17 protein-coding genes and 1 riboswitch are annotated in these 21,782 nt (G+C 65.8%); of the genes, 11 read left to right on the top strand and 6 right to left on the bottom strand.

Going from position 1 to position 21,782, the window contains the following annotated elements:
* Positions 1-2 precede the first annotated feature (2 nt).
* Genes QYM46_RS17080 through QYM46_RS17060 form a run of 5 tightly spaced genes read left to right on the top strand, consistent with a single transcriptional unit; the run spans position 3 to position 8,328 of the window.
* Positions 3-1,466, top strand: a complete 1,464-nt coding sequence (locus tag QYM46_RS17080) for a DUF3375 domain-containing protein (RefSeq protein ID WP_127365028.1) — start codon at positions 3-5, stop codon at positions 1,464-1,466.
* Positions 1,463-2,341: a DUF4194 domain-containing protein gene (locus QYM46_RS17075; protein WP_432789919.1), complete on the top strand. Its 879-nt coding sequence runs from the start codon at positions 1,463-1,465 to the stop codon at positions 2,339-2,341. Before QYM46_RS17080 ends, QYM46_RS17075 begins: the two co-directional genes overlap by 4 nt.
* On the top strand, positions 2,338-5,871 hold the full coding sequence (locus QYM46_RS17070) for an ATP-binding protein (RefSeq protein ID WP_432789918.1): 3,534 nt from the start codon (positions 2,338-2,340) through the stop codon (positions 5,869-5,871). Before QYM46_RS17075 ends, QYM46_RS17070 begins: the two co-directional genes overlap by 4 nt.
* Positions 5,868-7,175, top strand: a complete 1,308-nt coding sequence (locus QYM46_RS17065) for a Wadjet anti-phage system protein JetD domain-containing protein (protein WP_432789917.1) — start codon at positions 5,868-5,870, stop codon at positions 7,173-7,175. The genes QYM46_RS17070 and QYM46_RS17065 overlap by 4 nt, the downstream gene beginning before the upstream one ends.
* Positions 7,162-8,328, top strand: coding sequence for an MFS transporter (locus QYM46_RS17060; protein WP_432789916.1), 1,167 nt, complete (start codon positions 7,162-7,164; stop codon positions 8,326-8,328). Before QYM46_RS17065 ends, QYM46_RS17060 begins: the two co-directional genes overlap by 14 nt.
* Before the next feature lie 24 nt (positions 8,329-8,352).
* On the opposite strand, the gene QYM46_RS17055 is transcribed toward QYM46_RS17060, so the two are convergent.
* On the bottom strand, positions 8,353-9,432 hold the full coding sequence (locus QYM46_RS17055; protein ID WP_432789915.1) for a Fic family protein: 1,080 nt from the start codon (positions 9,430-9,432) through the stop codon (positions 8,353-8,355).
* Positions 9,433-9,791: 359 nt separating this feature from the next.
* Here QYM46_RS17055 and poxB point away from each other — a divergent pair, with 359 nt between their 5' ends.
* Positions 9,792-11,507 carry a ubiquinone-dependent pyruvate dehydrogenase gene (poxB, locus tag QYM46_RS17050; RefSeq protein ID WP_432789914.1) on the top strand — a complete coding sequence of 572 codons (1,716 nt, stop codon included), beginning with the start codon at positions 9,792-9,794 and terminating at the stop codon, positions 11,505-11,507.
* Between the two features lie 96 nt (positions 11,508-11,603).
* Here the strand turns inward: poxB and ribH are convergent, their stop codons facing one another.
* The 4 genes from ribH to ribD all read right to left on the bottom strand — a co-directional run bounded on the left by ribH (position 11,604) and on the right by ribD (position 15,396).
* Positions 11,604-12,074, bottom strand: coding sequence for a 6,7-dimethyl-8-ribityllumazine synthase (ribH, locus tag QYM46_RS17045; protein ID WP_101555311.1), 471 nt, complete (start codon positions 12,072-12,074; stop codon positions 11,604-11,606).
* An 80-nt stretch (positions 12,075-12,154) separates the two neighbouring features.
* A complete protein-coding gene (ribA, locus tag QYM46_RS17040; protein ID WP_432789913.1) occupies positions 12,155-13,609 on the bottom strand; it encodes a GTP cyclohydrolase II in 1,455 nt (484 codons plus the stop codon).
* Positions 13,602-14,249, bottom strand: coding sequence for a riboflavin synthase (locus QYM46_RS17035; protein WP_432789912.1), 648 nt, complete (start codon positions 14,247-14,249; stop codon positions 13,602-13,604). The genes ribA and QYM46_RS17035 overlap by 8 nt, the downstream gene beginning before the upstream one ends.
* Before the next feature lie 52 nt (positions 14,250-14,301).
* The gene (gene ribD, locus QYM46_RS17030; protein ID WP_432789911.1) at positions 14,302-15,396 is read right to left on the bottom strand and encodes a bifunctional diaminohydroxyphosphoribosylaminopyrimidine deaminase/5-amino-6-(5-phosphoribosylamino)uracil reductase RibD; all 1,095 of its coding nucleotides are present in this window, start codon (positions 15,394-15,396) and stop codon (positions 14,302-14,304) included.
* A gap of 114 nt (positions 15,397-15,510) precedes the next feature.
* Positions 15,511-15,639, bottom strand: a riboswitch (FMN riboswitch).
* Between the two features lie 109 nt (positions 15,640-15,748).
* On the opposite strand from ribD, the gene QYM46_RS17025 reads away from it, so the two are divergent.
* The 4 genes from QYM46_RS17025 to QYM46_RS17010 all read left to right on the top strand — a co-directional run bounded on the left by QYM46_RS17025 (position 15,749) and on the right by QYM46_RS17010 (position 19,164).
* Positions 15,749-16,246: a MarR family winged helix-turn-helix transcriptional regulator gene (locus QYM46_RS17025; RefSeq protein ID WP_169253388.1), complete on the top strand. Its 498-nt coding sequence runs from the start codon at positions 15,749-15,751 to the stop codon at positions 16,244-16,246.
* A gap of 87 nt (positions 16,247-16,333) precedes the next feature.
* Positions 16,334-17,647 carry an MFS transporter gene (locus tag QYM46_RS17020; RefSeq protein ID WP_169253387.1) on the top strand — a complete coding sequence of 438 codons (1,314 nt, stop codon included), beginning with the start codon at positions 16,334-16,336 and terminating at the stop codon, positions 17,645-17,647.
* 242 nt (positions 17,648-17,889) lie between these two features.
* Entirely contained in the window at positions 17,890-18,468 is a 579-nt protein-coding gene (locus tag QYM46_RS17015; RefSeq protein ID WP_169253386.1) for a DUF805 domain-containing protein, read from the top strand.
* Between the two features lie 63 nt (positions 18,469-18,531).
* The gene (locus QYM46_RS17010; protein WP_432789910.1) at positions 18,532-19,164 is read left to right on the top strand and encodes a DUF805 domain-containing protein; all 633 of its coding nucleotides are present in this window, start codon (positions 18,532-18,534) and stop codon (positions 19,162-19,164) included.
* Between the two features lie 255 nt (positions 19,165-19,419).
* On the opposite strand, the gene QYM46_RS17005 is transcribed toward QYM46_RS17010, so the two are convergent.
* The gene (locus QYM46_RS17005; RefSeq protein WP_432789909.1) at positions 19,420-20,499 is read right to left on the bottom strand and encodes a tellurite resistance/C4-dicarboxylate transporter family protein; all 1,080 of its coding nucleotides are present in this window, start codon (positions 20,497-20,499) and stop codon (positions 19,420-19,422) included.
* A 404-nt stretch (positions 20,500-20,903) separates the two neighbouring features.
* On the opposite strand from QYM46_RS17005, the gene QYM46_RS17000 reads away from it, so the two are divergent.
* The gene (locus QYM46_RS17000) at positions 20,904-21,761 is read left to right on the top strand and encodes an ATP-binding cassette domain-containing protein (RefSeq protein WP_432789907.1); all 858 of its coding nucleotides are present in this window, start codon (positions 20,904-20,906) and stop codon (positions 21,759-21,761) included.
* Positions 21,762-21,782 lie beyond the last annotated feature (21 nt).

The following is a 21,782-nucleotide window of genomic DNA, read 5'->3' as shown; positions in this document are numbered from 1 at the left end:
CTATGTCCGCCCTGTCCTCCGCACTCGCCTACCGGCGACTGCTCGAATCGAATGCCACCCTGCGCATGCTCCGGGCCGACAACCTCGCCGTCATGGCCGGAACCCTCGACGCCCACCTCGGCAGGCCCGGCACGAGGATGAACACCGAGGATCTGCACGAAAGCATCGATGCCGACCTCGAAGAGCTCCGCGACCACTTCGACCTCTCGCTGCGGACCGCGAAGGCCTACTGTGATGACTGGCGACGCGCGGAGATCCTCGTCCGCCGGCCCGCCACCGGGGCCAGAGGCGAGACCTACGAGCTCTCCGCCGCCGGCTTCGACGCCATCCGCATGCTCGAACAGCTGCGCACACCTCCGCAGACCGCCACCGAATCCCGGCTGGTCAGCCTCGCCCAGTCCGTGCGTCAGCTGGCCATCGACACCGACCCGGACAGCTCCCGTCGACTGGCTGCTCTCCGCGCCGAACGCGACCGCATCGATGCCGAGATCGCCCGCGTCCGTCGCGGCGACCCGCGTTCGGTCGTCCTCGACCGCAGGCGCGCAAACGAACGCGTGGGCGACATCCTCCAACAGGCACAGGGTCTGCCCGCCGACTTCGCCCGCGTGCGTGCCCGCTTCGAAGAGCTCAACCAGGAGCTGCGGATCTCGATACTGGCCGCCGAGGACTCCCAATCACAAGTACTGGACGAAGTCTTCCGCGGCGTGGACCTCATCGAGTCCTCTGACGAGGGCCGCACGTTCTCGGCGTTCTCCGCACTCGTCCGTGACCCCGAACAGTCCGCCTCCTTCGACGACGACATCGCGGCCATCCTCGACCGGGACTTCTCCGCCACCCTCTCCCTTGCCACCCGTCGCTCCCTGCGCACCTTGATGCGCCAGATGAAGGACGGCTCCCACGAGGTCTCGGACATCCTCACCGAATTCGCCCGGGGCCTGCGTCGTTACGTCCACTCCCACGAATTCCAACGCGACCGCGTCATGCGCACCCTGCTCCAGGAGGGCCTCGCCGCGGCCGCGCCCGTGTCGCAGGAGCTCAAGCCCTACGATGAGATCGGCATCGACCTCGAACTCTCAAGCGTGTCGCTGGGCAGCGTCGGTGAGGTCATCCTCCACGACCCCGAGGAGTTCGATGCCGGAGCGGAACTCGGCGAGGCCACTGACTCGGAGATCGACTTCGCCGAACTCATCGCCGTCGCTCGCGAATCGGAGATCGACTTCGCCGAGCTCACCGAAAACATCAACTCCTCACTCACCTCCACCCATGAAGCCTCCGTCGCCGAGGTGCTCGAGACCCACCCCGCGACCCAGGGCCTGGCCAGCGTCGTCGGGTTATTGTCCCTGGCCAGCACCTATGGCCACGTCGATGTCGGCAACCGCGAAATCCTCACGTGGACCGGCGTCGACGGCATCGCCCGCACCGCCGCGATCCGCCGCCACTACTTCACCGAAGGCATCACCCTATGAGCCCCACCGACCACGACAACGACACAGCCCCCGCCGAGGTGGAAGCCCGCAATGGTGCCCACCGGACCTCACCGGCAGATGAGCGCACATTCGGCGCCGAGGCGGGAGCCGCCTCGGCGAGGGAATCCACCGATTCTGTCGCCGAGTCGACCACGACATCCGCGGACGGTTTCGACCACAACCCCAGTGGACTGTGGTCCGGAGACACAGGAACGCTGGGAGAGCGCACCCGCCGAGTGCTGCTCGAACTGCTCAAGGGACCATACGTGTCCGGCACCCAGGCCCCGCAGCTGTGGGCCGCGCTCGTCGCCGACGAAAGCCTCGTCCGCTCACGCCTGCATGACCTGTTCCTCGACCTCGTCATCGACCGCGTCGACGAATTCGCGTTCACCCGCAAAATCGTCACCGACGAAATCGACGCCCCCGCCGCAGTGCGCAGCGAACGCCTGACCTTCCTCGACACGGCCATGCTGCTCGTGCTCCGACAGCTGCTGCTGGCCGCACCGGGGGAGAAGCGCGTCATCGTCGACCGCGAAGAGGTCTACGAGCGCCTCGCTATCTACCGCACCGGCGACGAATCGACGTTCCAACGCAACCTCAACGGCGCGTGGTCGCGGATGAGCAACCGGCTGCGGGTGCTCCACAAAGCCGGCGAGGACCGCTTCGAGATCTCCCCGATGGTGAAGTTCCTCATCGACGAGGATCGCGTGCGTGAGCTCATCGCCGTCTACGAACGCATCGCCGCAGGTGAGACGGACGCCGGAGAGGAACCCGAAGTCGATGCCGGCGCCGAGGCGGGGGAGGAGCCCGACGACGGTTCCGTCGCCGCCACCGAAACCGATGCAGACACCGTCACCGAGGAGGACGACGCGTGACCGAGGCACTCTTCCCGCTCGACGCGGCGTTCGTCGCCGATCAGGCGCGCGCCCGCGGAGCGAACCGACCCGACGTCGGCAGCCAGTGGCGGCTGAGCGAGATCCAGATCGCGAACTGGGGCACCTTCGACTCGGATATCCACCGGATCCCCGTCTCCCACAAAGGCCACCTCATCACCGGTCCTTCCGGTTCCGGCAAATCATCGCTGCTCGACGGCATCGCCGCCGTCCTCACCCCGGACAAGTGGCTGCGCTTCAACGTCGCCGCTCAGACCGCGGGTGCTCGTCTCGACCAGCGCAGCCTCGTCAGCTACGTCCGCGGGGCCTGGACCCGGACCGCCGACTCCGAAGAAGACCGCGTCGTCAGCAAGTATCTGCGGCCGCGCGCCACCTGGAGCGGAATCATCCTCCGCTACGACAACGGCAGCGACAGACCTCTGTCCTTGGCCCGGCTCTTCTTCATCAAGGGGTCGGCCACGAAGGCGACGGACCTCTCCGACGCCTGCGTCCTCGAGCGTGCCGACCTCGACCTCTCCGACCTGCAGCACTATGCCCGGTCCGGCCTCGAGACCCGCAAACTCAAGGCCGACCATCCTGATGCCGTCATCACCTCGAACGGATCCCACGGGAAGTTCTATGCACGGATGCGCAAGACCTTCGGCATGGCCGACGAGTCCGCCCTGCAGCTGCTGCACAAGACCCAGTCGGCGAAGAGCCTCGACAGCCTCGACCGGCTCTTCCGGGAACATATGCTCGAAACCCCGGTGACCTTCGACCTCGCAGACACTGCCGTCGCCCAGTTCGGTGACCTCAAGGACGCTCACGACCATGTCGTCCAGCTGCGCAAACAGCGCGACCACCTGCTCCAGCTGCGTGAAGCCGCCTCCCGCTTCGAGACCGCCAATGACATCGCCGCGAAGTCGATCGCCCTGAGCGAAGCCCTGCTGCCGTACCAGAAACGGCGTGAGCTCGACATCCTGCGTGCCGATCTGTCGGCGCTGACGCGGCAGATCGTCGAACTCGAAGTCACCGCCGACCGCGCGAAACGCGAGTTCGATGCCGCCGTCGACGAATACGACTTGGCCAGGCGAGCCACTCTCGAACTCGGCGGTTCCGAGGCCGAACACCTGCAGCAGCGCATCGACACAGCCGAGACCGAACGCCGCGCCATCGCCGAACGCTGGGCGTCACTGGCCCGACAGCTCGAACAGGCCGGCATCGAGCACGCCCCGACCACGGCCGCCGAATTCGCCGAACTCCAGGCCCAGATCGCGTCCAGCCTCGACGACGACACGCAGGTCGCCGGGCCCAGCCACGCCGACCATGACCGGTTCTCCCAAGCGAGGGCCAAGGTGCGCGAACTCGAAGGTGAGATCGAATCGCTGCGCCGGTCCGGATCGACTGTGCCGAACAACCTCCTGGCGATCCGCTCCGAACTCGCTGCCGGCACCGGTCTGAGTGAGAAGGCGCTGCCGTTCGCCGCCGAACTCATCGAAGTCGACCCCGACGAGGCCCGGTGGACCGGCGCGATCGAACGAGTGCTGCGCCCCATGGCACTGACCGTCCTCGTCCGGGCGGAGAACCTCTCGGCAGTGCGCACCTGGGTCGACGCCCATCGCATCCGCGGCCGACTCGTCTTCGAGGAGATCCCGCACTCGGTGCCGAGCCCTCGGCCCGTCGGCAGTGAGAAGTCGCTGGTGACCAAGGTGCGTGTCTCCGACACCGGCTTCGGCGACTGGGTCCGGACCACCTTGTCCGAACGATTCGACTTCGCCTGCGTCGACTACCCCGACGAACTCGACGACCACCCGCGCGCCGTCACCGTCAAAGGACAGATCAAGACCTCACGCACCCGCTACGAAAAAGACGACCGGCGGGCCATCGACGATCGCAGCCAATGGGTCCTCGGCGACCGCGAAGCGAAACTCGAAGCCCTCGTCGAATCCCTCAAAGAGGCTCAGTCGGAACTGGCCGCCGCCGAACAGGTGGTCGCGGCCGCCGACGCCGAAACCGCACAGGCTCACCGCCGCCGCGGCATCCTCGCCGGCATTCGCGAACAGTCCTGGCGCGACGTCGACCGCGACGGTGCGGCCGAGAGAGTCACGACTCTCGAACGGCAGCTGGCCGAACTCGAAGACGCCGACGGCGATCTGCAGCAGGCGATCGGCGCCGAACGCGAGGCGAAAGCAGTCAAGGACACGGCCGAGACCGCGAGGTCCGAAGCCGACTATGCCCTGCGCCGAGCGAACGAAGAATCGACGGGTCTGCGCTCGAACATCACCCGGATCGAAGACGACGTCAACTCCGGTAGCATCGCGGAGGTGGAGGGCCACCTCGGCGAACAGCTCGACGAACGCTTCCGGAAGATCCAACGCAGCATCAAGCGGGAGAACCTCGCCGAGGTGGGCCAGCAGGTCTCGCAGGTGCTGCAGGAGGAGAAGGACCGGGCACAGGCCGAAGCAAGCCGGTCGGGGCAGTCCGTGACGCGACTGGCCGCCGAGTTCAAGGCCGCATGGCCGTCGGTATCGTCCCAGCTCACAGCCGAAGTCGATGATCGTCGGGCCTATCTGGCGATGCTCGATGAGATCGAAGCGCACGGCCTGCCCGACCATGAGAACCGTTTCCGGGATCTGCTTCAGCAGCGCTCCCGTGACCTCATCGGCGAACTCCTCAACGAGATCCACGCCGCCCCGCGCGAGATCGAGGATCGGGTCGCCCCGATCAATTCGTCCCTGCTGCGCTCGCAGTTCGACGAGGACCGGTACCTGCGGCTCAAGGTCAAGACCCGCCGCTCCGAGACCGTCAACGCCTTCATCGCCGATCTTCGACTCGTCGCCAGCGGTAGCTGGGGCGAGGACGATATGGAGACCGCGGAGAAGAAGTACGACACCCTCGCCGAGGTGATGCGCCGATTCGCCTCCAGCGAGCATGTCGACAAGGTGTGGAAGACCCAATGCCTGGACACCCGTCTGCACGTGAGCTTCCTCGCCGAGGAGATCGACGATCACGGGCGCGCGCACGCCACCTACGATTCGGGCGCTGCGATGTCCGGTGGCCAGCAGCAGAAGCTCGTGATCTTCTGCCTGGCGGCAGCGCTGCGGTATCAGCTCGCCGACCCGGACGAGGCGATCTCGAAATACGGCACGATCATCCTCGACGAGGCCTTCGACAAAGCCGACACCCGCTACACCCGGATGGCTCTCGACATCTTCATCGAGTTCGGGTTCCACATGGTGCTCGCCACCCCGCAGAAGCTGCTGCAGACGATCGAACCCTACGTGGGAGCGGCGACCTCGATCGAGAATCCGAGCCGGCAGAAGACCCTGACCTCGACGATGGTGTGGGACGAGGCCGTGCGCGGGGAGGCTTCCGGAACGGAGTCGGGCTCGGAGTCGGATTCGGCTGATGGCGCGGGCGAGGAGTCGGTCGGCGCTGGTGGGACAGGTGATTCCACGGGGTCGGACAACTCCGAGAGCGTCCGTGTGGACGGTGAAGTCGAGCTCGAGTTCGAGGAGTCGGACGCCCAATGACGATGCTCTCCGTCGCCGAGGCCCGAGCGAAGGCGCGCAAGCGCCTGACGTCGTCCATGGCCGCCTGGGCGGCGGAGCACGTCGAAGAAGTGCGAGTCGAGATCGCCCTCCACCCGCCGACGGAGAAGCAGGTGCTCACCGATCAGGCTGCCGCCGCGAACTGGGCGGCGAATTGGCGGGCGCTCGAAGGCAAGGCAGGGGATACCGCGGGATTCACCATTGATTGGGACGACTGCAACTGGACCCGCGTCGGCCGTCAGCAGGTCCCCGTCCGGCTGCGACTGACCACGCCCGCCGAGGTGGCCGCTTTCGTCGGCGGCGACACCGCCCGAGACTGGCGGATCCTACGCGACCGGGCTCAGCTGATCCGAGAACGTTTGGGACCCGCATCGAACGGCACCGAAGCGATCGGTGACGCAGATGCCGAGGCTGTTGAAGACGGGGCCTCCCTTGCCGCGGCGATCCGGTCGCAGGCGAAGCGAATCCTCTCGTTGTCCGCCCCCGCCTTCGCGACGGTCGTCGACGTCGTCGACTGGCTGGGCGCTCATCGACTCGGTTCGCTGCGGCCGAGGCAGCTGCCCATCCGCGGAGTCGACTCGAAGTGGTTCGAGACCCACCGCAGCCTCGTCACTGCTCTGCTGACCGGGATCGGCCGCGCGGATGCGGTGACCGTCCTCGATGCCGAACCGCGACTGCGCATGCGCATCCTCGATCCGAGGCTCCTCGACGTCCCACTCGAGGACGTCACCGCACCGATCTCCCAGCTCGGACGACTGCCCGTTTCGCCGCGGCTGGTCTTCGTCTTCGAGAACCTCGAATCCGTGCTCGCCATGCCGGAATGGCCAGGCGCCGTGGCCGTGCACGGGTCCGGTTATGCCGTCGACGGGGTCGCTCGCCTGGACTGGATCGCCGGAGCGCGCGTGATCTATTGGGGCGACCTCGACTCCCACGGATTCGCGATCCTCAACCGCCTACGCAGCCACCTGCCGAAGGTCGAATCCGTGCTCATGGACGAAGCGACCCTGCTCGCCCACGCCGACCTGTGGGTGCCGGAACCGACACCGACGACGGGCGCCTTCAGCACCCTCACCGGCACCGAGGCGCGGACCCTCGAACGGCTCCGCGCCGAAGGCAGCGTCAGGCTCGAACAGGAACGCATCCCGTGGGATACGGCACTGCACTGGTTGCGGACCGCGGCCGGGGCGGGGACGTCGGGCCACCTCGGCGGGGGTGCTGACGTCGACGGCGTTCGCTCCCCTCTCGATCCGCACCACCTCGGCGAGGTCACCGATGACGACCGATAAGCCGCGCGGAGGACTGGCGGCGCTGTGCGTGGCCGAACTCGTCTGCTGGGGACTGCTCTACTACTCGCTGCCGGTCGCGGTCACCCCGATCTCGGACGATACGGGCTGGAGCCACACGACGGTGACGGCGGCGCTGACCGTCGGGCTCATCGTCTCCGCACTGGTGGGACCGAGCGTCGGGCGTCTTCTCGACGTGCACGGACCGAAGCTGATCATGGGGACCGGAACGGTCATCGGGGTCGTCGCGCTCGCCCTCGTCGCGATCGCACCGAACCTTCCCGTGTTCTTCCTCGCCTGGGTCCTCGCCGGCTTCGCCCAAGCCGCGACCCTCTATCCGCCGGCGTTCACCGTCGTCACCCGCTGGTACGGGTCCGAGAGGACGAAGCCGCTGACGACGATCACGCTCGTCGGCGGGCTCGCCTCGACGGTGTTCGCCCCGATCATCGCGTGGCTCATCGACGTCTGCGGGTGGCGCGGAACCTACTGGGTGCTCGCCGGTCTGCTTGTGGTCCTTGCCCTGCCGATGCATCTGTTCTTCCTCAACCGGACCTGGACGGACGAGGCAGCCGCGTCGCTGGTGAAGCCGAGCCGGGACGAACTGCGCCAGGTCACGCGGCACCCGCGCTTCATCACCCTGCAGATCGCCGTCGCGATCGCCACGTTCACCCTCTTCGCGGTGACGATCAACATCATCCCGCTCATCATCGAACGCGGTGCCGACTACAGCCTGGCCGCCATCGCGCTCGGGCTCGTCGGCTTTGGTCAGGTCGCGGGACGATTCGGCTATCCGAGCCTCGAGCGGCACACGTCGACGCGGGCGCGCACGGTCGTCCTCTTCGCCTCGGGAGCCGTCGGCCTGTGGCTGCTCGCCCTGATTCCCGGACCGATCTGGCTGCTCATCGGCATCGCCATGCTCGGCGGCGGAGTGCGCGGCTGCATGACTCTGCTGCAGGCCACGGCGGTCTCCGACCGGTGGGGCACGAGGAACTTCGGGGCCGTCAACGGGGTCTTCGTCGCCCCGATCACCGCCGGTACGGCCCTGGCACCGGTTGCCGGTCCCGCACTGGCCGGGGTACTCGGCGGGTACCCGATGATGGCGGTGGCCATGGCCGGGCTGCTCACCCTGGCGACCGCGCTGTCGGCGCGGACCTGAGGGGTGGAGCGGGTGCGTGAGGGGTCAGGAAGGTCGGGACAGCACCTTCAGCAGTCGTGAGTTGATGAAGAGGCGGTCTCTGCCGACTTTGACGGTCTCCAGCATTGACTGGGATACGAGCTCGTTCAGCCATTTGGAGGCAGTCGGCCGAGAGACTTCACTGCGTTCGATGACATCGACGATTCGGCAGTAAGGGCGTTCGAACAGCAGGTCGAGCACGTCGGAATTGGCGCCGACTGTCGTCTTCGCTCTCATCTCGGTTCGGAAATCTTCCTGCAGTGCTTGAATCTCGTCGATGAGACCGAGAATCAACTCTGCCGTTTGCCGCACTCCTTCGAGCATGAAGAGAATCCACTCCTCCCACGCCGAATTCTTCGTGACTTCGAGCAGCAGCCGATAGTACTCGTTCTTGTTTTCGATGATGTACCGGGAGAGGTAAAGGACCGGTTCTCGCAGAAGATCGGACTCGATGAGCATGAGGATGTTGAGTATTCGCCCAGTGCGTCCGTTCCCATCGGGGAACGGGTGGATTGCTTCGAAGTGATAATGAGCTGCCGCCATGACTACCAGGGGATCGAGCTCGTGCTCCCCGTGGACGAAACGTTCCCAATCGTCGAGTTTGTCGGCAATGACGACGGGGCCATCCGGTGGGGTGTACCGAACAGTGTGTGCGACGGGGTCCCCGATGAAAGTCCCCGGAAGGTCGCGGATCTGCATGTCTCGACCATTGACGCTCGAGCAGACCTGCGTGGCAGTAGTGGTCGATAGGGGCCGAGAATTCAGCGAAGCGATTCCTGTGTACAGTGCGGTCCTGTAGCGGAGGGTTTCTCGGGTAGCAGGATTGGCATGGGTTCCCTCGACTGATGCGAGTTGAAAGAGTTCGTCTGTGGTCGTCACGATGTTCTCGATTTCCGAGCTTGCCTGTGCTTCGAGAAGTGTGACCGCATTGAGCAGAATCGACGGATTGGGCAGGCGATGCACCGCCTGGTCAAGAGCGGCCAACCCGGCTCGCGCCTCCGTCGTCGACTTGAGAACGTCCCTGGATTCGAGACTCGCAACGGGCGGTTTGCGCAGTTCGTTATATGGCTCAGTCGGTGTCCACATGTGATAAGTCTATTGCCACGTTCACGAAACATGTAAAAAAATCGCCGAATTTTTTACACGTTTCGCAGATATGGAAAATTGCTTGACACATCGGCTGGGTTCTCCTGCGGGCCTTCCGGCGGGCACCTCGGCGGAGGTTTCCGCACATGTGAACCCATCCGTCAGGGCCGCCTCGGCGAGGTTCTTCCCTGACCGATCAGGGAGATATTCCCGCATCGGAGGGTGAGGAATCGGACAGCGTCGGCCGGGGAGCCCGGGATTAGACTGAAAGCGCGGTCACGGCCCCGAGCGCGGGGCAGCCCCTGCCGGGGTACGCACCAGCGCATCCCCGGCGTTCGTGTTTCAACGGAAGGAAGTCAATGCCCACCGTCGCCAGAAACATCGTCGATACCCTTGTCGCCAGCGGAGTCAAGCGCGTCTACGGCATCCCGGGAGATTCGCTCAACGGGTTCACCGATGCCCTCCGCGTCAACCCGCAGCTCGAATGGGTCCATGTCCGCCACGAGGAAGCCGCCTCCTTCGCCGCCAGCGGCGAGGCCGCCCTGACCGGTGAACTCGCGGTCTGCGCCGGCAGCTGCGGACCCGGCAACCTCCACCTCATCAACGGACTCTTCGATGCCCAGCGTTCGCGGGTTCCCGTGCTGGCCATCGCCGCCCAGATCCCCAGCGACGAGATCGGCTCGAACTACTTCCAGGAGACCCACCCGACCGAACTGTTCCGCGATTGCAGCGTCTACGTCGAAAACGTCTCCTCGGCCGAGCAGATGCCCCGCCTGCTGCGCATCGCCATGCGTGAGGCCATCGAGAAGCGCGGTGTCGCCGTCCTCGTCATCCCCGGCGATATCGGCCTCGCCGACATCGATGCCGCCGCCGAGGTGGTCAAGGCCTACCCGTCGCACATGATCCCCGCAGCCTCCCAGGTCGAAGCCGCGGCCAAGGCGCTCAACAAGGGCAAGAAGACGACGATCCTCGCCGGTGCCGGCACCGAGGGCGCCCACGACGAGCTGCTCGCCATCGCCGAGAAGCTCCAGGCCCCGATCGTCCATACGATGCGCGGCAAGGAATTCGTCGAACCCGACAACCCCTACGACGTGGGCATGACCGGTCTGCTCGGATTCTCCTCCGGCTACGCCGCACTCAAGGACTGCGACACCCTGCTCATGCTCGGCACCGACCTGCCCTACCAGCAGTTCTACCCCGAGGACGCCACCGTCATCCAAGTCGATGTGCGCGGATCCCAGATCGGGCGGCGCACGAAGGTCGACATTCCGCTCGTCGGAACGGTCGCCGACACCGTCGAAGCGTTGCTGCCGCAGATCAAAGCCAATCGCATCAGCACTCATCTGAAGTCCCTGACCAAGCACTACCAGAAGACCCGGAAGGACCTCGACGAACTGGCGACTCCGTCGAAGCGGACGATCCACCCGCAGTATCTCACCCGCCTCCTCGACGAGATGGCCGATGACGACGCCGTCTTCATCCCCGACGTCGGCTCACCGGTGGTGTGGGCGGCCCGGTATCTGAGCATGAACGGCAAACGCCGCCTCATCGGCTCCTTCAGCCACGGGTCGATGGCCAATGCCCTGTCCCAGAGCGTCGGCGTGCAATCGGCGTTCGACGACCGTCAGACCATCGCGCTCGCCGGCGACGGCGGACTGTCGATGCTGCTCGGTGAGCTCATCACACTCACGCAGAACAAACTGCCGGTGAAGACGGTCGTGTACAACAACTCCTCGCTCAACTTCGTCGAGCTCGAGATGAAAGCGGCCGGTTTCGTCACCTTCGGAACGGACCTCGACAACCCCGACTTCTCGACCATCGCCGAGGCGGTCGGGATCAAGGGCTTCCGCGTCGAGAAGTCCAAGGACCTGCCGAAGGTCGTGCGCGAGTTCCTCGCCTACGACGGACCTGCTGTCCTCGACGTCGTCACCGAACGCCAGGAGCTGTCGATGCCGCCGTCGATCACCGCCGAGCAGGCCAAGGGCTTCGCGCTCTACGCGATCCGCACGGTGCTCTCTGGCAAGGGTGACGAACTCATCGACCTCGCGCGGACGAACATCCGCCAGCTCTTCTGACGAGCACGCGCCGAGAAACGGGTTGAGCGTCGAAACACGGGTGTGGACACCCGTTTCTCGACGCTCAGCCCGTTTCTCGATGAAGATGAGCGCAGCTCAGCCCTGCGTGTAGGGCGCCAGGGCCTGGGCGGTGACGAGGGCGGCGGTCATCGCCTCATGCCCCTTGTCCTCGACCGACCCCTCGAGTCCGGCACGGTCGAGTCCCTGCTGTTCGGTGTCGCAGGTGAGCACGCCGAAGCCGACCGGCTTGCCCGAGTCGATGGCGACCCGATTGAGGCCGTCGGTGGCCGCTTGGCAGACGTAGTCGAAGTGCGGGGTGCCGCCGCGGATGACCACGCCGAGGGCGACGACCGCGTCGAAATGCGGTGCCAGGCGCGCGGCGGCGACGGGCAGTTCGAAGCTGCCGGGCACGCGGATGAGCGTGGCCTCGGCTCCGGCCTCGGCGGCGGCGCGCTGGGCTCCGTCGACGAGTCCGTCCATGATCTGGGTGTGCCAAGAGGCGGCGACGATGGCGACGCGCAGGTCAGCGGCGTCGACGGTGAGTTCTGGTGCTCCGGAATGAGCCATGAGTGTGTCCTTTGTTCGAAGGCTCCGAAGAGCCTGGTTCGTGTTCTGAGTAGGGTCGGCCAGAGAGGCCGGGCCCGGTTTCAGCTGGCGACGGCCCCGGCGGCACCTGCACCGTTGCCCGCGCCCGTGCCGACGGTACCCGTGCCCGCGCCGGCTGTGCCCGTGACCTCCGGCAGCGAGAGCACATGGTGCATGCGTTCGCGCTTCGTGGCCAGGTAGTGCGTGTTCTCCGGCCGCGCCGCGACCTCGAGCGGAACCACAGCTTCGACCGTGATGCCCAGCTCTTCGAGAGCCGAGGTCTTCGCCGGGTTGTTCGTGAGCAGGCGGATGCGAGTCAGCCCGAGCGAGCGCAGGATGGTCGCCGCGGCACGGTAGTCGCGGGCGTCGTCGGTGAACCCGAGGTCCCGGTTCGCATCGACGGTGTCCCGCCCCTGATCCTGCAGAGCGTAGGCGCGCAGCTTGTTGCTCAGCCCGATTCCGCGACCCTCGTGACCGGTCAGATAGAGCACCGCCCCGCCGTGTTCGGCGATGAGTCCGAGCGCCAGGTCGAGCTGCTCGCCGCAGTCGCAGCGGTGCGAACCGAAGACGTCCCCGGTCAGGCACTCAGAGTGCAGCCGCACGAGAGGTGCCGGACCCGCTGAGTCGGAATCCGGGGACCCCGCAAACACGCCGAGGTGGTCATGCCCGTTGATCGTGAACGCGCGGGCCCGCAGGCTGCCGTGCTCCGAAGGCAGAGCCACCTCCGCGGTCGCCTCAACCGGTTCGTCCCCGCCGGGTGCACCGGCGATGTTCACCGAGGCGGCCGCCTCGGTGCGGGAATCGTCCGCAGTCGACGACACGGCTGAGGTCGGCGACACAGCCGGGGCCGATGGAACTGCCGCCGCGGAGTCGCTCGACGCACTCTCGTCACCCCGCTCGAGGTAGGCGATGAGCTGTTCGATGGAGACCATGACGAGGTCGTGGGCGTCGGCGAAGTCGCGCACCGCGTCGAAGCGCATCATCGACCCATCGTCGTGGACCACCTCGGCGATCATCGCCACCGGCTGCGCACCGGCCAGACGCGCGAACTCGACCCCGGCCTCGGTGTGGCCGGGACGTTCGCGGACCCCGCCGTTCTTCGCGACGAGCGGGAAGATGTGCCCGGGCCTTGAGATCGCCGCCGGATCCGGATCGGCGGCGGCGAGGACTCGACCGGTCTCGGCGCGTTCGGCGGCGCTGATTCCCGTGGTCACCCCGACTGCGTCGCAGCTGATCGTGTAGGCCGTGCCCTTCGGATCCTCGTTGTCGGTGACCATCGGCGGCAGACGCAGGGCGGCGGCCCGGTCGGCGGTCATGGGTGCGCAGATGACGCCCGAGGTGTGCCGGACGAAGAAGCCCATCGTCGCGGCATCGGCGAACTCGGCGGCCATGATGAGGTCGCCCTCGTTCTCCCGGTCCTCGTCATCGACGACGAGGACGGGCCGGCCGGCGGCGACGGCTGCGATGGCCGCATCGATGGGATCGAGGCGGCTGGCGTGAGCGATGGGATCAGTCATGATCGACTCCTTGCTGGGTGGTGGTGCGGAAGGACAGGAGGCGCGCGGTGTACTTCGCGAGGACATCGACCTCGATGTTCACGGCCGCGCCCACCGGCAGCTCGCCGAAGGTCGTGTGGGTCAGGGTGGCCGGAATGAGGCCGACCTGCACCCACGCCGAGGATGCGCTCGGTTCGGACACGGCCGTCAGCGTCAGGGAGACCCCATTGAGGGCGATCGACCCCTTGACCGCGGTCAGCGGGGCGAGTTCGGCAGGGATCCCGATGCGCAGGGTCGACCAGTCGGGACGGTCGATGCGGTCGAGGAGTTCACCCCGGCCGTCGACATGTCCTTGGACGACATGTCCGTCGAAGCGACCCGAGGCGGGCGTGCAGCGTTCCAGGTTGACGCGGTCGCCCGTGGTCAGGGTGCCGAGTCCGGTCAGGCGGAGGGTCTCGCCCATGACCTCGGCGGTGAAGAGGCCGGGGCGCTGTTCGGTGGGCCGCCTCGTCGAGGTCAGGCAGACTCCGTTGACGGCCAGCGAGCCGCCGAGTTCGAGGTCGGCGACGAGGGGGCCGGCGTCGATGGTGATCGCGGCTGAATCGTTTGTGCGCTCGATGGACTCGATGGTGCCGAGTCCTTCGATGATTCCGGTGAACATGTGACTCCAGATTCTCAAGAGGTAGTCGGTGATGGCTGGGGGTCTGCGGCGGCTACGTGCCTGATCCGAGGGTGCCGGGTTCGGTCGGTTCCGGATCAGCCGTTGCGAAGTGCAGTAGGAAGTCCGGGCCGAGCCGTGAGACCGCCGGAGTCTCCGTATCGTCGGGAACCAGTCGCAGTGCATCGGACAGGGTGCCGATGTCCAAGCCTTCGACACTGCTGCGGCCGGGGCCGATGAGCAGCGGAGCCTGATAGCAGAAGACCTCGTCGACGACCCCGGCGGCGAAGAACGCGCCGAGCACCGTTGGTCCTCCTTCGACGAGAAGATAACGCACCCCGTCGGCGTGCAGTTGGTCCAGGGCGTCCCGGACATCATGGGTGCGCAGATGCAGCGTGTTCGGGTTGAGGGCGAGAAACGAGGTGACCGGCAGCTCGGAGGTGCCGAGCACGACGGGCCGCGGCTGATCGTCGAGCGCGATTCCGTCATGACCGCGGGCGTTGAGACGCGGATCATCGGCCACTGCGGTGCCGGTGCCGACGAGGATGGCGTCGACTCGGGACCGGACTTCGTGAGCGTGTGCGCGAGACTCCGCCGAGGTGATCCACTGACTGGTTCCGTCAGCGGCGGCGACGGCCCCGTCGAGGCTCTGCGCGATCTTCGCCGTGACGAAGGGGCGGGCCTCGGTCGTCGACCGAACCCAGCGGGCATTGAGAGCGCGGGAGTCGGCTTCGTACAGTCCCGAACGGACCGTCAGCCCCGCCTCGGCGAGGGTCTTTCCACCGCCCGCGGCCAGGGGGTTCGGGTCGGGGGAGGCGAAGACGACGGAGGGGATTTGAGCGTTGATGATCGCCTCGGTGCAGGGGCCGGTCCGGCCGTGGTGGGCGCAGGGCTCGAGCGTGACGAACAGCGTCGAGGTGGTCAGATCGATGTCGAGATCGTGGGCGGTGGTGATCGCGTCCACCTCGGCGTGGGGCGTTCCGGCACCTCCGTGGTGACCGGTGACGATCTGGCCGTCGGCTGTCAGGATTGCCGCGCCCACCAGCGGATTCGCTCCGCGAACTCCTTCGCGGGCCGCATTGAGAGCGGCGGCCATCGCCGCGGATTCGAGGTCCGTGAATTCCGCGGCCTCGTCTGGCTGCGTGCCCATGAAAAAACCTCCCGAGCCTTCGCCGGGAGGGAGGATATTGCGGGTGCAACCATCAGGGCGTCTCAGTCGCGTGCGACGGTGCGGTCGAATGCACCGAACACAGCGGCCGAGGCCACCATGCTCCTCCCATCCAGACTCTGACTGTCGGTTTCGGAATTTCACCGAATCAACCGCCTGCACGAATGCGAGCGGGTCGCGGACTGTGACCGCCGGTACGGATTTTCACCGTCCCCGGAACATGTGAGGCCAGGTTAGCACGACCGTCACCGAGGCGGCCGTGAGGTCCGTCACATGGTGACATTCGGGTGGGGCTGATTTGCCGAAATGCATAACCTGGGTATATAAATAAGTTATGGATGATGTGGATTCGGCCGAACTCGTATCTCGGCTCGTTGTCGTCTCGTCGCGCCTGACCAGAGCGTTTCGACGAGTGATCGGCAACGAGAACTCACTGGCGGCGCTGCGTGCGCTCGCCGTCGTCGAGCAGTATCAACCTGTCCGCGTCGGTCATTTTGCGCAAGGGTATCTCAGTTCTCAGCCCGCGGCGACGAAGCTCCTCGCCAAACTCGAGGAAGCCGGGCTCGTCGTGCGCGAGCCCAGCCCCACGGATGGTCGCGCTTCGCAGTTCTCGCTCACCGATGCCGGTCGGGCGCGGCTGGCGGAGAACCGGGCGATCATGATCGAGCAGATGCAGCCGTACTTCGAGTCGCTGAGCGTCGAGGAGCGGCAGAGCGTCGATCGTGCGCTGGGACTGGTATCGGACTTTCTCAAGGACCGCCACCCGGTCGACGGCGTCGACGAGCAGATCGAGCAGATCGAGGGCCCGGATTCGGACTCGGACGCGGGCTAGCCGCCGAACACATCGCAGTTTTTCAACCACGCTTCCGGAACTGATTTCGAAGCGGACGCACCACAGGAAAGGGGACGCGACCAGCAGATGAGAGCGTCAGCAGACAACGAAACAACAGGGGACGAAACGCCCGGCGATCCCGGGGCGGGAACGTCGATCCTTCGCCAGCCACGAGCCGTGTGGGCGGTCGCGTTCGCCGCGGTCATCGCCTTCATGGGCATCGGCTTGGTCGATCCGATCCTGCCGGCCATCTCGGCCGAGCTCGACGCCAGCCCCGCCCAATCGATGCTGCTGTTCACCAGCTACCTGTTCATCACCGGCGGAATGATGTTCTTCACGAGCTTCCTGTCATCCCGCATCGGCGCGAAGACCACGCTGCTCATCGGTCTTGTGCTCATCGTCGCGTTCGCGGCTCTGGCCGGATTCTCCGGTTCCGTCGACCAGATCATCGGCTTCCGCGCCGGTTGGGGTCTGGGCAACGCACTGTTCATCTCCACCGCTCTGTCGACGATCGTCGGCGCCGCGTCCGGCGGTGCGGAGAAAGCGATCATCCTCTACGAGGCGGCTCTCGGCGTCGGCATCGCCACCGGCCCGCTGCTCGGCGGACTCCTCGGGGGCATCTCCTGGCGCGGACCGTTCTTCGGCACCGCAGTCCTCATGGCCATCGGCTTCATCGCGATCATCGTGCTGCTGCCGGGCGGCACGAGCTCGACAGGGGCTTCGGCGGAGCCGATCAGGCTCAGCGCCACGTTCCGAGCGCTCGCTCGTCCGGGGGTGGCCATCCTCGGCGTCTCCGCTCTGCTGTACAACTTCGGCTTCTTCATTCTGCTGGCCTACAGTCCGTTCCCCGTCGAGGCGGCCGCCGCGAAGCTGGGCATGGAGGACTTCGGCGCCATGGGCCTCGGCTACGTCTTCTTCGGTTGGGGCATCTGCGTGGCGATCACCTCGGTGTTCGGCGCTCCCGTGCTGACCAAGCGGATGGGGCGCCGTCGCAGCCTCATCGTCACTCTCGTCGCGCTCGCCGTGCTGCTGGGTGTCATGTCCTTTCTCGTCGAATCGCTGGTCGGGATCGTCGTCTGCATCATCGTGGCCGGCATGCTTCTGGGTGTGCTCAATACGGTGTTCACCGAATCGGCGATGGAGGTCAGCGACCTGCCTCGTCCGGTTGCCTCTGGCACCTATTCGGGTGTGCGTTTCATCGGCGGTGCCGTGGCGCCGATCGTCGCCGGTGCGGTATCGGAATCCATCAGTGCGGGATCTCCGTACCTCTTCGGTGCCGGGGCCGTGCTGCTGTCGGTCGTCGTCATCTCGCTCGGGTGGAAGGCACTGCGTCGCGTCGACGGGCATATCGATGAGACGCCGGTCGACGAGGCCTATGCACTTACCGGCGGCGACGCCTGAGGTGGCAGCGAATCGCTGATGACGGCGCCCGAGGAGGCAATCCTCGGGCGCCGTTTCCGTGTCCGGACCATGACAAATGGGTGAATCATGAGCTGTGTTGCAGATCTGAAACCGGTTCGACACATGATCGATGGAAAGCCTGGTGCAGAATAGATTCTGCGCTTCCTGAAGATCGGCTGAGAAATCGCGACTCTTCGATGGCGGAACGCGATCAGAATCGTCACCTACAAGCGAAGGTCATCATGTCCTACGACGCGAATGCAGCATACAACTCCGGCACCCCCGGTCAAGGGGCACCAGGAGCCGGAGTGCCGGCCGGCCAGGGCTATGGAGGGCAGGGCTTCGGCGGAGCGCCACGCGGTGCCGCCAGCCCCGATGACCTCTCACTGCCGCTCTACGGCGCATCCTTCGGCCAGGCCGTCAAGCGCTTCTTCAAGAACTACGTCAACTTCAAGGGACGCGCCTCGCGCAGCGAATTCTGGTACGCCTACCTGTTAGTGATTCTTTTGGGAATCATCCCCGGAATCATCTATGGAATCGGCACAGGAATGGTCGCCGCAGCCGCCGCTTCCGATCCCTACGGCATGTCGACCCCGCCGACCGGAGCGTTCGCGATGCTCGGAATCGGCGGCGTCCTGGGCGCCATCATCATGCTCGCCACGATCCTTCCGTTCATCAGCGTCGGAGTGCGCCGACTCCACGATGCCAACTACCCGGGACCGATGTTCTTCCTCTGGCTCATTCCGGGAGTCGGAGCAATCATCGTGCTCATCCTGATGATCATGGAGTCCAAGCCCGAGGGGCAGCGCTTCGACGTCTGACTCTCACGGCCTGTGACTCGCTGATGGTCGGCCGGCATTTTCATCAACATCGACACCGATGAGATGATCGGCTGGCCGACCATTCTTGTACGCGATCACTATTTGAGAGTCACTATGTCCTACGACGCGAACGCAGCATACAACTCCGACTCCGACGTTCCGGGCCCAGGAATGCCGGACCCCGGAATGCCTGGCGGACACGGCTACGACGGGCTCGGATATGGTGGAGCACCCCGCAGTGCTGCCAGTCCCGACGACCTCTCGCTTCCGCTCTACGGCGCGACCTTCGGCCAGGCCGTCAAACGCTTCTTCAAGAACTACGCGAAGTTCTCTGGGCGGGCTTCGCGCAGTGAGTACTGGTTCGCATACCTGTTCACGATCATTATCGGAATCATTCCCTACATTCTGGGAATTGCTGGGGGTACGATCAGCTCGCTCTCGGCGCCGGCAGACTCCTACAACGCAACACCGCCGGCCGGCGCGACGGCGCTTATGGCGACTGCCGGAATCCTGTTGCTGGTTGCCCTTTTGGCCACAATAGTTCCAACTCTTGCAATCACCTGGCGGCGTCTGCACGACGCCAACTTTGCGGGCCCTTTCTACTTCCTCAACTTCATCCCATTCGTCGGGTGGATCATCGTGATCGTGCTGCTGGTCATGGAATCGAAGCCCGAAGGGCAGCGCTTCGACCGCTGAGTTCGGCGCCGGTCTCGGCGCAGATATCTGTGTAAGCATCACGCACAGCTGCTGACACGTCCTACAGCTGCGCGGCCATCACGCCCCGTCAGTGGCATCTCGCACCATTGCGCAGGTGCAAGATGCCGCCGGCGGGGCGTTGTGCTGCGACGAGGGCGTATCGCGAGGCCCGAGCCGAACCGCGACGGGCGGTGAGAAATGCGCTCAGCGGTGTGCGATGCGCGTCCGGATTCCTCGCCGAGGCGGCCCGGGCAATCAGGGGCGGCGGAGGGTTCTGACGAACGACAGGACCATCGAGACGAAGACGAACGCCCACACCGTCAGGGCGATCCAGTACCAGTGGAGCCCGATCCATTCGATCGCGGGCACATGATCCGACCGGCCCAGGTCGATGCTCGCCACTGCGTACATGCCGACAGGGAACACCATGCTCCACAGTCCGGCCGCATAGGTCATCGGCACCCGGTGGACGGCATGCCTCCAGATGCCCGCGGCGACGAGCGCCGGGACGAGCCACGTGGCGATCGCCCACAACAGCGCCGAGGATGCTCCGACCAGTACGCGTGTCGTCTCGAGCAGGGGAGTCTCGCCGAGATCGAGGATCCGCGAACCCGCCACGATCGTGATCGCCAGTGCGCCCATCGTCACCCAATACGGGGCATCGAGGTCCTCGGGCCCGAACCGATGCTGGAGAATGCGCATGCCGATCGCAATCAAGCACACGACATAGAGCGCCAGGCCCACGGCCCACATGACCACAGCTGTGAGCGCGAGGAACGAGACCAGACCGCGATCGGCGTCCGGAGTGTGCGGAAGTTCGATCCCCAGGCTCGCGGCGACCACCGCCACTGATTGAGCTGCCACCGCCCATACGAGCCACGTGCCATTCACCCCTGCCGACACCGGCCGTGTGCTCGACCCGAGGATCGCGGTGAAGGGAATCCCGTACCCGAGCACCAGCCAGAGCAGACCGCCGAGAACGAAGAGGGTGAGCGCAGGCGGAATCATCCCCAGGCCGACGAAGCCCGTCGCCAGGACGTTCGTGCCGGCCACGGCGGTGAAGAAGCCGAACGCCCGGGAGGGATCATGCAGGTCGGCGCGAACAGCATCGGGATATCGGAGGATCCGCACCACGGTGAGTACGGTGAAGAACACGTACAGGGTAACGGCAAGCCAGAACAGAGTCACTGACAGCAGATGCAGCCCTGCGAGCTCGGCACCGATCGACACGATCCCGGTCGCCATCACCGAGGCGAAGCACCCGGGAGCCAGTGTCGACGGGCTCAGTCCCCACCGTCCGTGCAGGCCGGTGAGGTCGCGATCGGCCGTGTTCATTCGCTCCCCATTCTCGTTGCAGTGTGTCGAGGAATATCGACGTGTTCGATACTACGGCTCCGCTCTCTGTCATCGCGTTGCGGCTCCCGCCCTGCGAAGCCGTGCTGCGATTCCCATTGAGCGGCGACCCGAGCGGCCATCCGAGCGGCCGCCCGGGGAGCCGCCCGAGGGCCTCTGCGCGAAAAACCGATGTGCAATTCGCGACATCTGAGAGTTCTCGGCTCACGATCCCATCATTTTCATGAGAGAATTCACTGGAGTTACCAATGGGTAACTTCACGTGGAGTCGCCCGCTCCACGCTCCCGCGTGCCGGTGGTGGCGTAGTCTGCAGTCACCTGCGCGGTGCAGAGATCTCCGGCACGGACCGGATCGACGAGGGCACAGACGATTGGGAGCGAAGGCTATGGAGAGCACAACGGACACTCTCGCCGAGGACGCCGGCATCGACGCGCCGGCGGTCTCGCTGCACGGTTGGTCCCTGTCCGGAAAACAAGGCGACGTGTTCACCGATATCGACCTTGAGGTGCCCACCGGCGGCGTCGCCGTTGTCCGCGGTTCAGCGGGCAGCGGAAAGACCTCCTTCCTCCTGTCCGTGGCTGGACGGATGCGGGTCTCGGCGGGGGAGGGCCGCCTCGGCGATATCGATATCCGCAAACGGGCCCGCACCGTGCGCGGACAGGTTGCGGTCGGACATGTCGGTGGACTGACGGACCTCGAGGACGATTTCACGGTGGCCCAGCACGTCGCCGAACGACAGATCATGCTCCAGCCCTGGTATAAGCCGTGGGCGTCGAAGTCGACATTGCGCGAGGTCATCGGCCTCATCCGGGACACTTTCACCATGGCTGCGGAGATCATCGACGAACTCCCGCCGGGGACGTTTTCGAAAGACGACGCCCAGCGCGCGGACTTCCTCATCGACGATGACGGGCAGGTGTTCGTCTCCGAGCTGAGTGAGCTGCAGAAGTTCTTCCTCGAGTTCGGGCTGGCGAGCCTCAGCCGCCCTCCCGTCGTCGTCATCGACAACATCGACTACCTGCGCGAATCCGCCGACCGAGCCCGAGCCTGGGCCGGGATCCTCATCTACCAGCAGCTGCGCCGATCAAGGGATCCCGAGGACCCGCTGACGGTCATCGTCTCCTGCGAGGACTCGAGCGAACTTGACATCGCCACCAGATCGCTGGGCTCCCGCGCGGAGCCGTCGTTGGTCGAACTCGAGCTGCCGGCACGCCCTCCCGCGTCTCGCGGATCCAAACACTGAACGTCCTGCCCTACGTACACG

The sequence above is a fragment of the Brevibacterium sp. K11IcPPYGO002 genome (assembly GCF_050920635.1).
GTDB lineage: Bacteria > Actinomycetota > Actinomycetes > Actinomycetales > Brevibacteriaceae > Brevibacterium.
The sequence above is the reverse complement of the archived record's forward strand: the minus strand, read 5'-3'. Positions and strand labels throughout refer to the sequence as shown.

What these genes read in the sequence shown, in the direction of transcription:
- QYM46_RS17080 (WP_127365028.1), top strand. Translation starts at nt 3, where the DNA reads ATGTCCGCCCTGTCCTCCGCACTCGCCTACCGGCGACTGCTCGAATCG.
- QYM46_RS17065 (WP_432789917.1), top strand. Translation starts at nt 5,868, where the DNA reads ATGACGATGCTCTCCGTCGCCGAGGCCCGAGCGAAGGCGCGCAAGCGC.
- ribA (WP_432789913.1), bottom strand. Translation starts at nt 13,609, where the DNA reads ATGACTGATCCCATCGCTCACGCCAGCCGCCTCGATCCCATCGATGCG.
- QYM46_RS17025 (WP_169253388.1), top strand. Translation starts at nt 15,749, where the DNA reads ATGGATGATGTGGATTCGGCCGAACTCGTATCTCGGCTCGTTGTCGTC.
- QYM46_RS17055 (WP_432789915.1), bottom strand. Translation starts at nt 9,432, where the DNA reads ATGTGGACACCGACTGAGCCATATAACGAACTGCGCAAACCGCCCGTT.
- QYM46_RS17005 (WP_432789909.1), bottom strand. Translation starts at nt 20,499, where the DNA reads ATGAACACGGCCGATCGCGACCTCACCGGCCTGCACGGACGGTGGGGA.
- QYM46_RS17075 (WP_432789919.1), top strand. Translation starts at nt 1,463, where the DNA reads ATGAGCCCCACCGACCACGACAACGACACAGCCCCCGCCGAGGTGGAA.
- ribD (WP_432789911.1), bottom strand. Translation starts at nt 15,396, where the DNA reads ATGGGCACGCAGCCAGACGAGGCCGCGGAATTCACGGACCTCGAATCC.
- ribH (WP_101555311.1), bottom strand. Translation starts at nt 12,074, where the DNA reads ATGGCTCATTCCGGAGCACCAGAACTCACCGTCGACGCCGCTGACCTG.
- poxB (WP_432789914.1), top strand. Translation starts at nt 9,792, where the DNA reads ATGCCCACCGTCGCCAGAAACATCGTCGATACCCTTGTCGCCAGCGGA.
- QYM46_RS17000 (WP_432789907.1), top strand. Translation starts at nt 20,904, where the DNA reads ATGGAGAGCACAACGGACACTCTCGCCGAGGACGCCGGCATCGACGCG.
- QYM46_RS17035 (WP_432789912.1), bottom strand. Translation starts at nt 14,249, where the DNA reads ATGTTCACCGGAATCATCGAAGGACTCGGCACCATCGAGTCCATCGAG.
- QYM46_RS17060 (WP_432789916.1), top strand. Translation starts at nt 7,162, where the DNA reads ATGACGACCGATAAGCCGCGCGGAGGACTGGCGGCGCTGTGCGTGGCC.
- QYM46_RS17010 (WP_432789910.1), top strand. Translation starts at nt 18,532, where the DNA reads ATGATCGGCTGGCCGACCATTCTTGTACGCGATCACTATTTGAGAGTC.
- QYM46_RS17015 (WP_169253386.1), top strand. Translation starts at nt 17,890, where the DNA reads ATGTCCTACGACGCGAATGCAGCATACAACTCCGGCACCCCCGGTCAA.
- QYM46_RS17020 (WP_169253387.1), top strand. Translation starts at nt 16,334, where the DNA reads ATGAGAGCGTCAGCAGACAACGAAACAACAGGGGACGAAACGCCCGGC.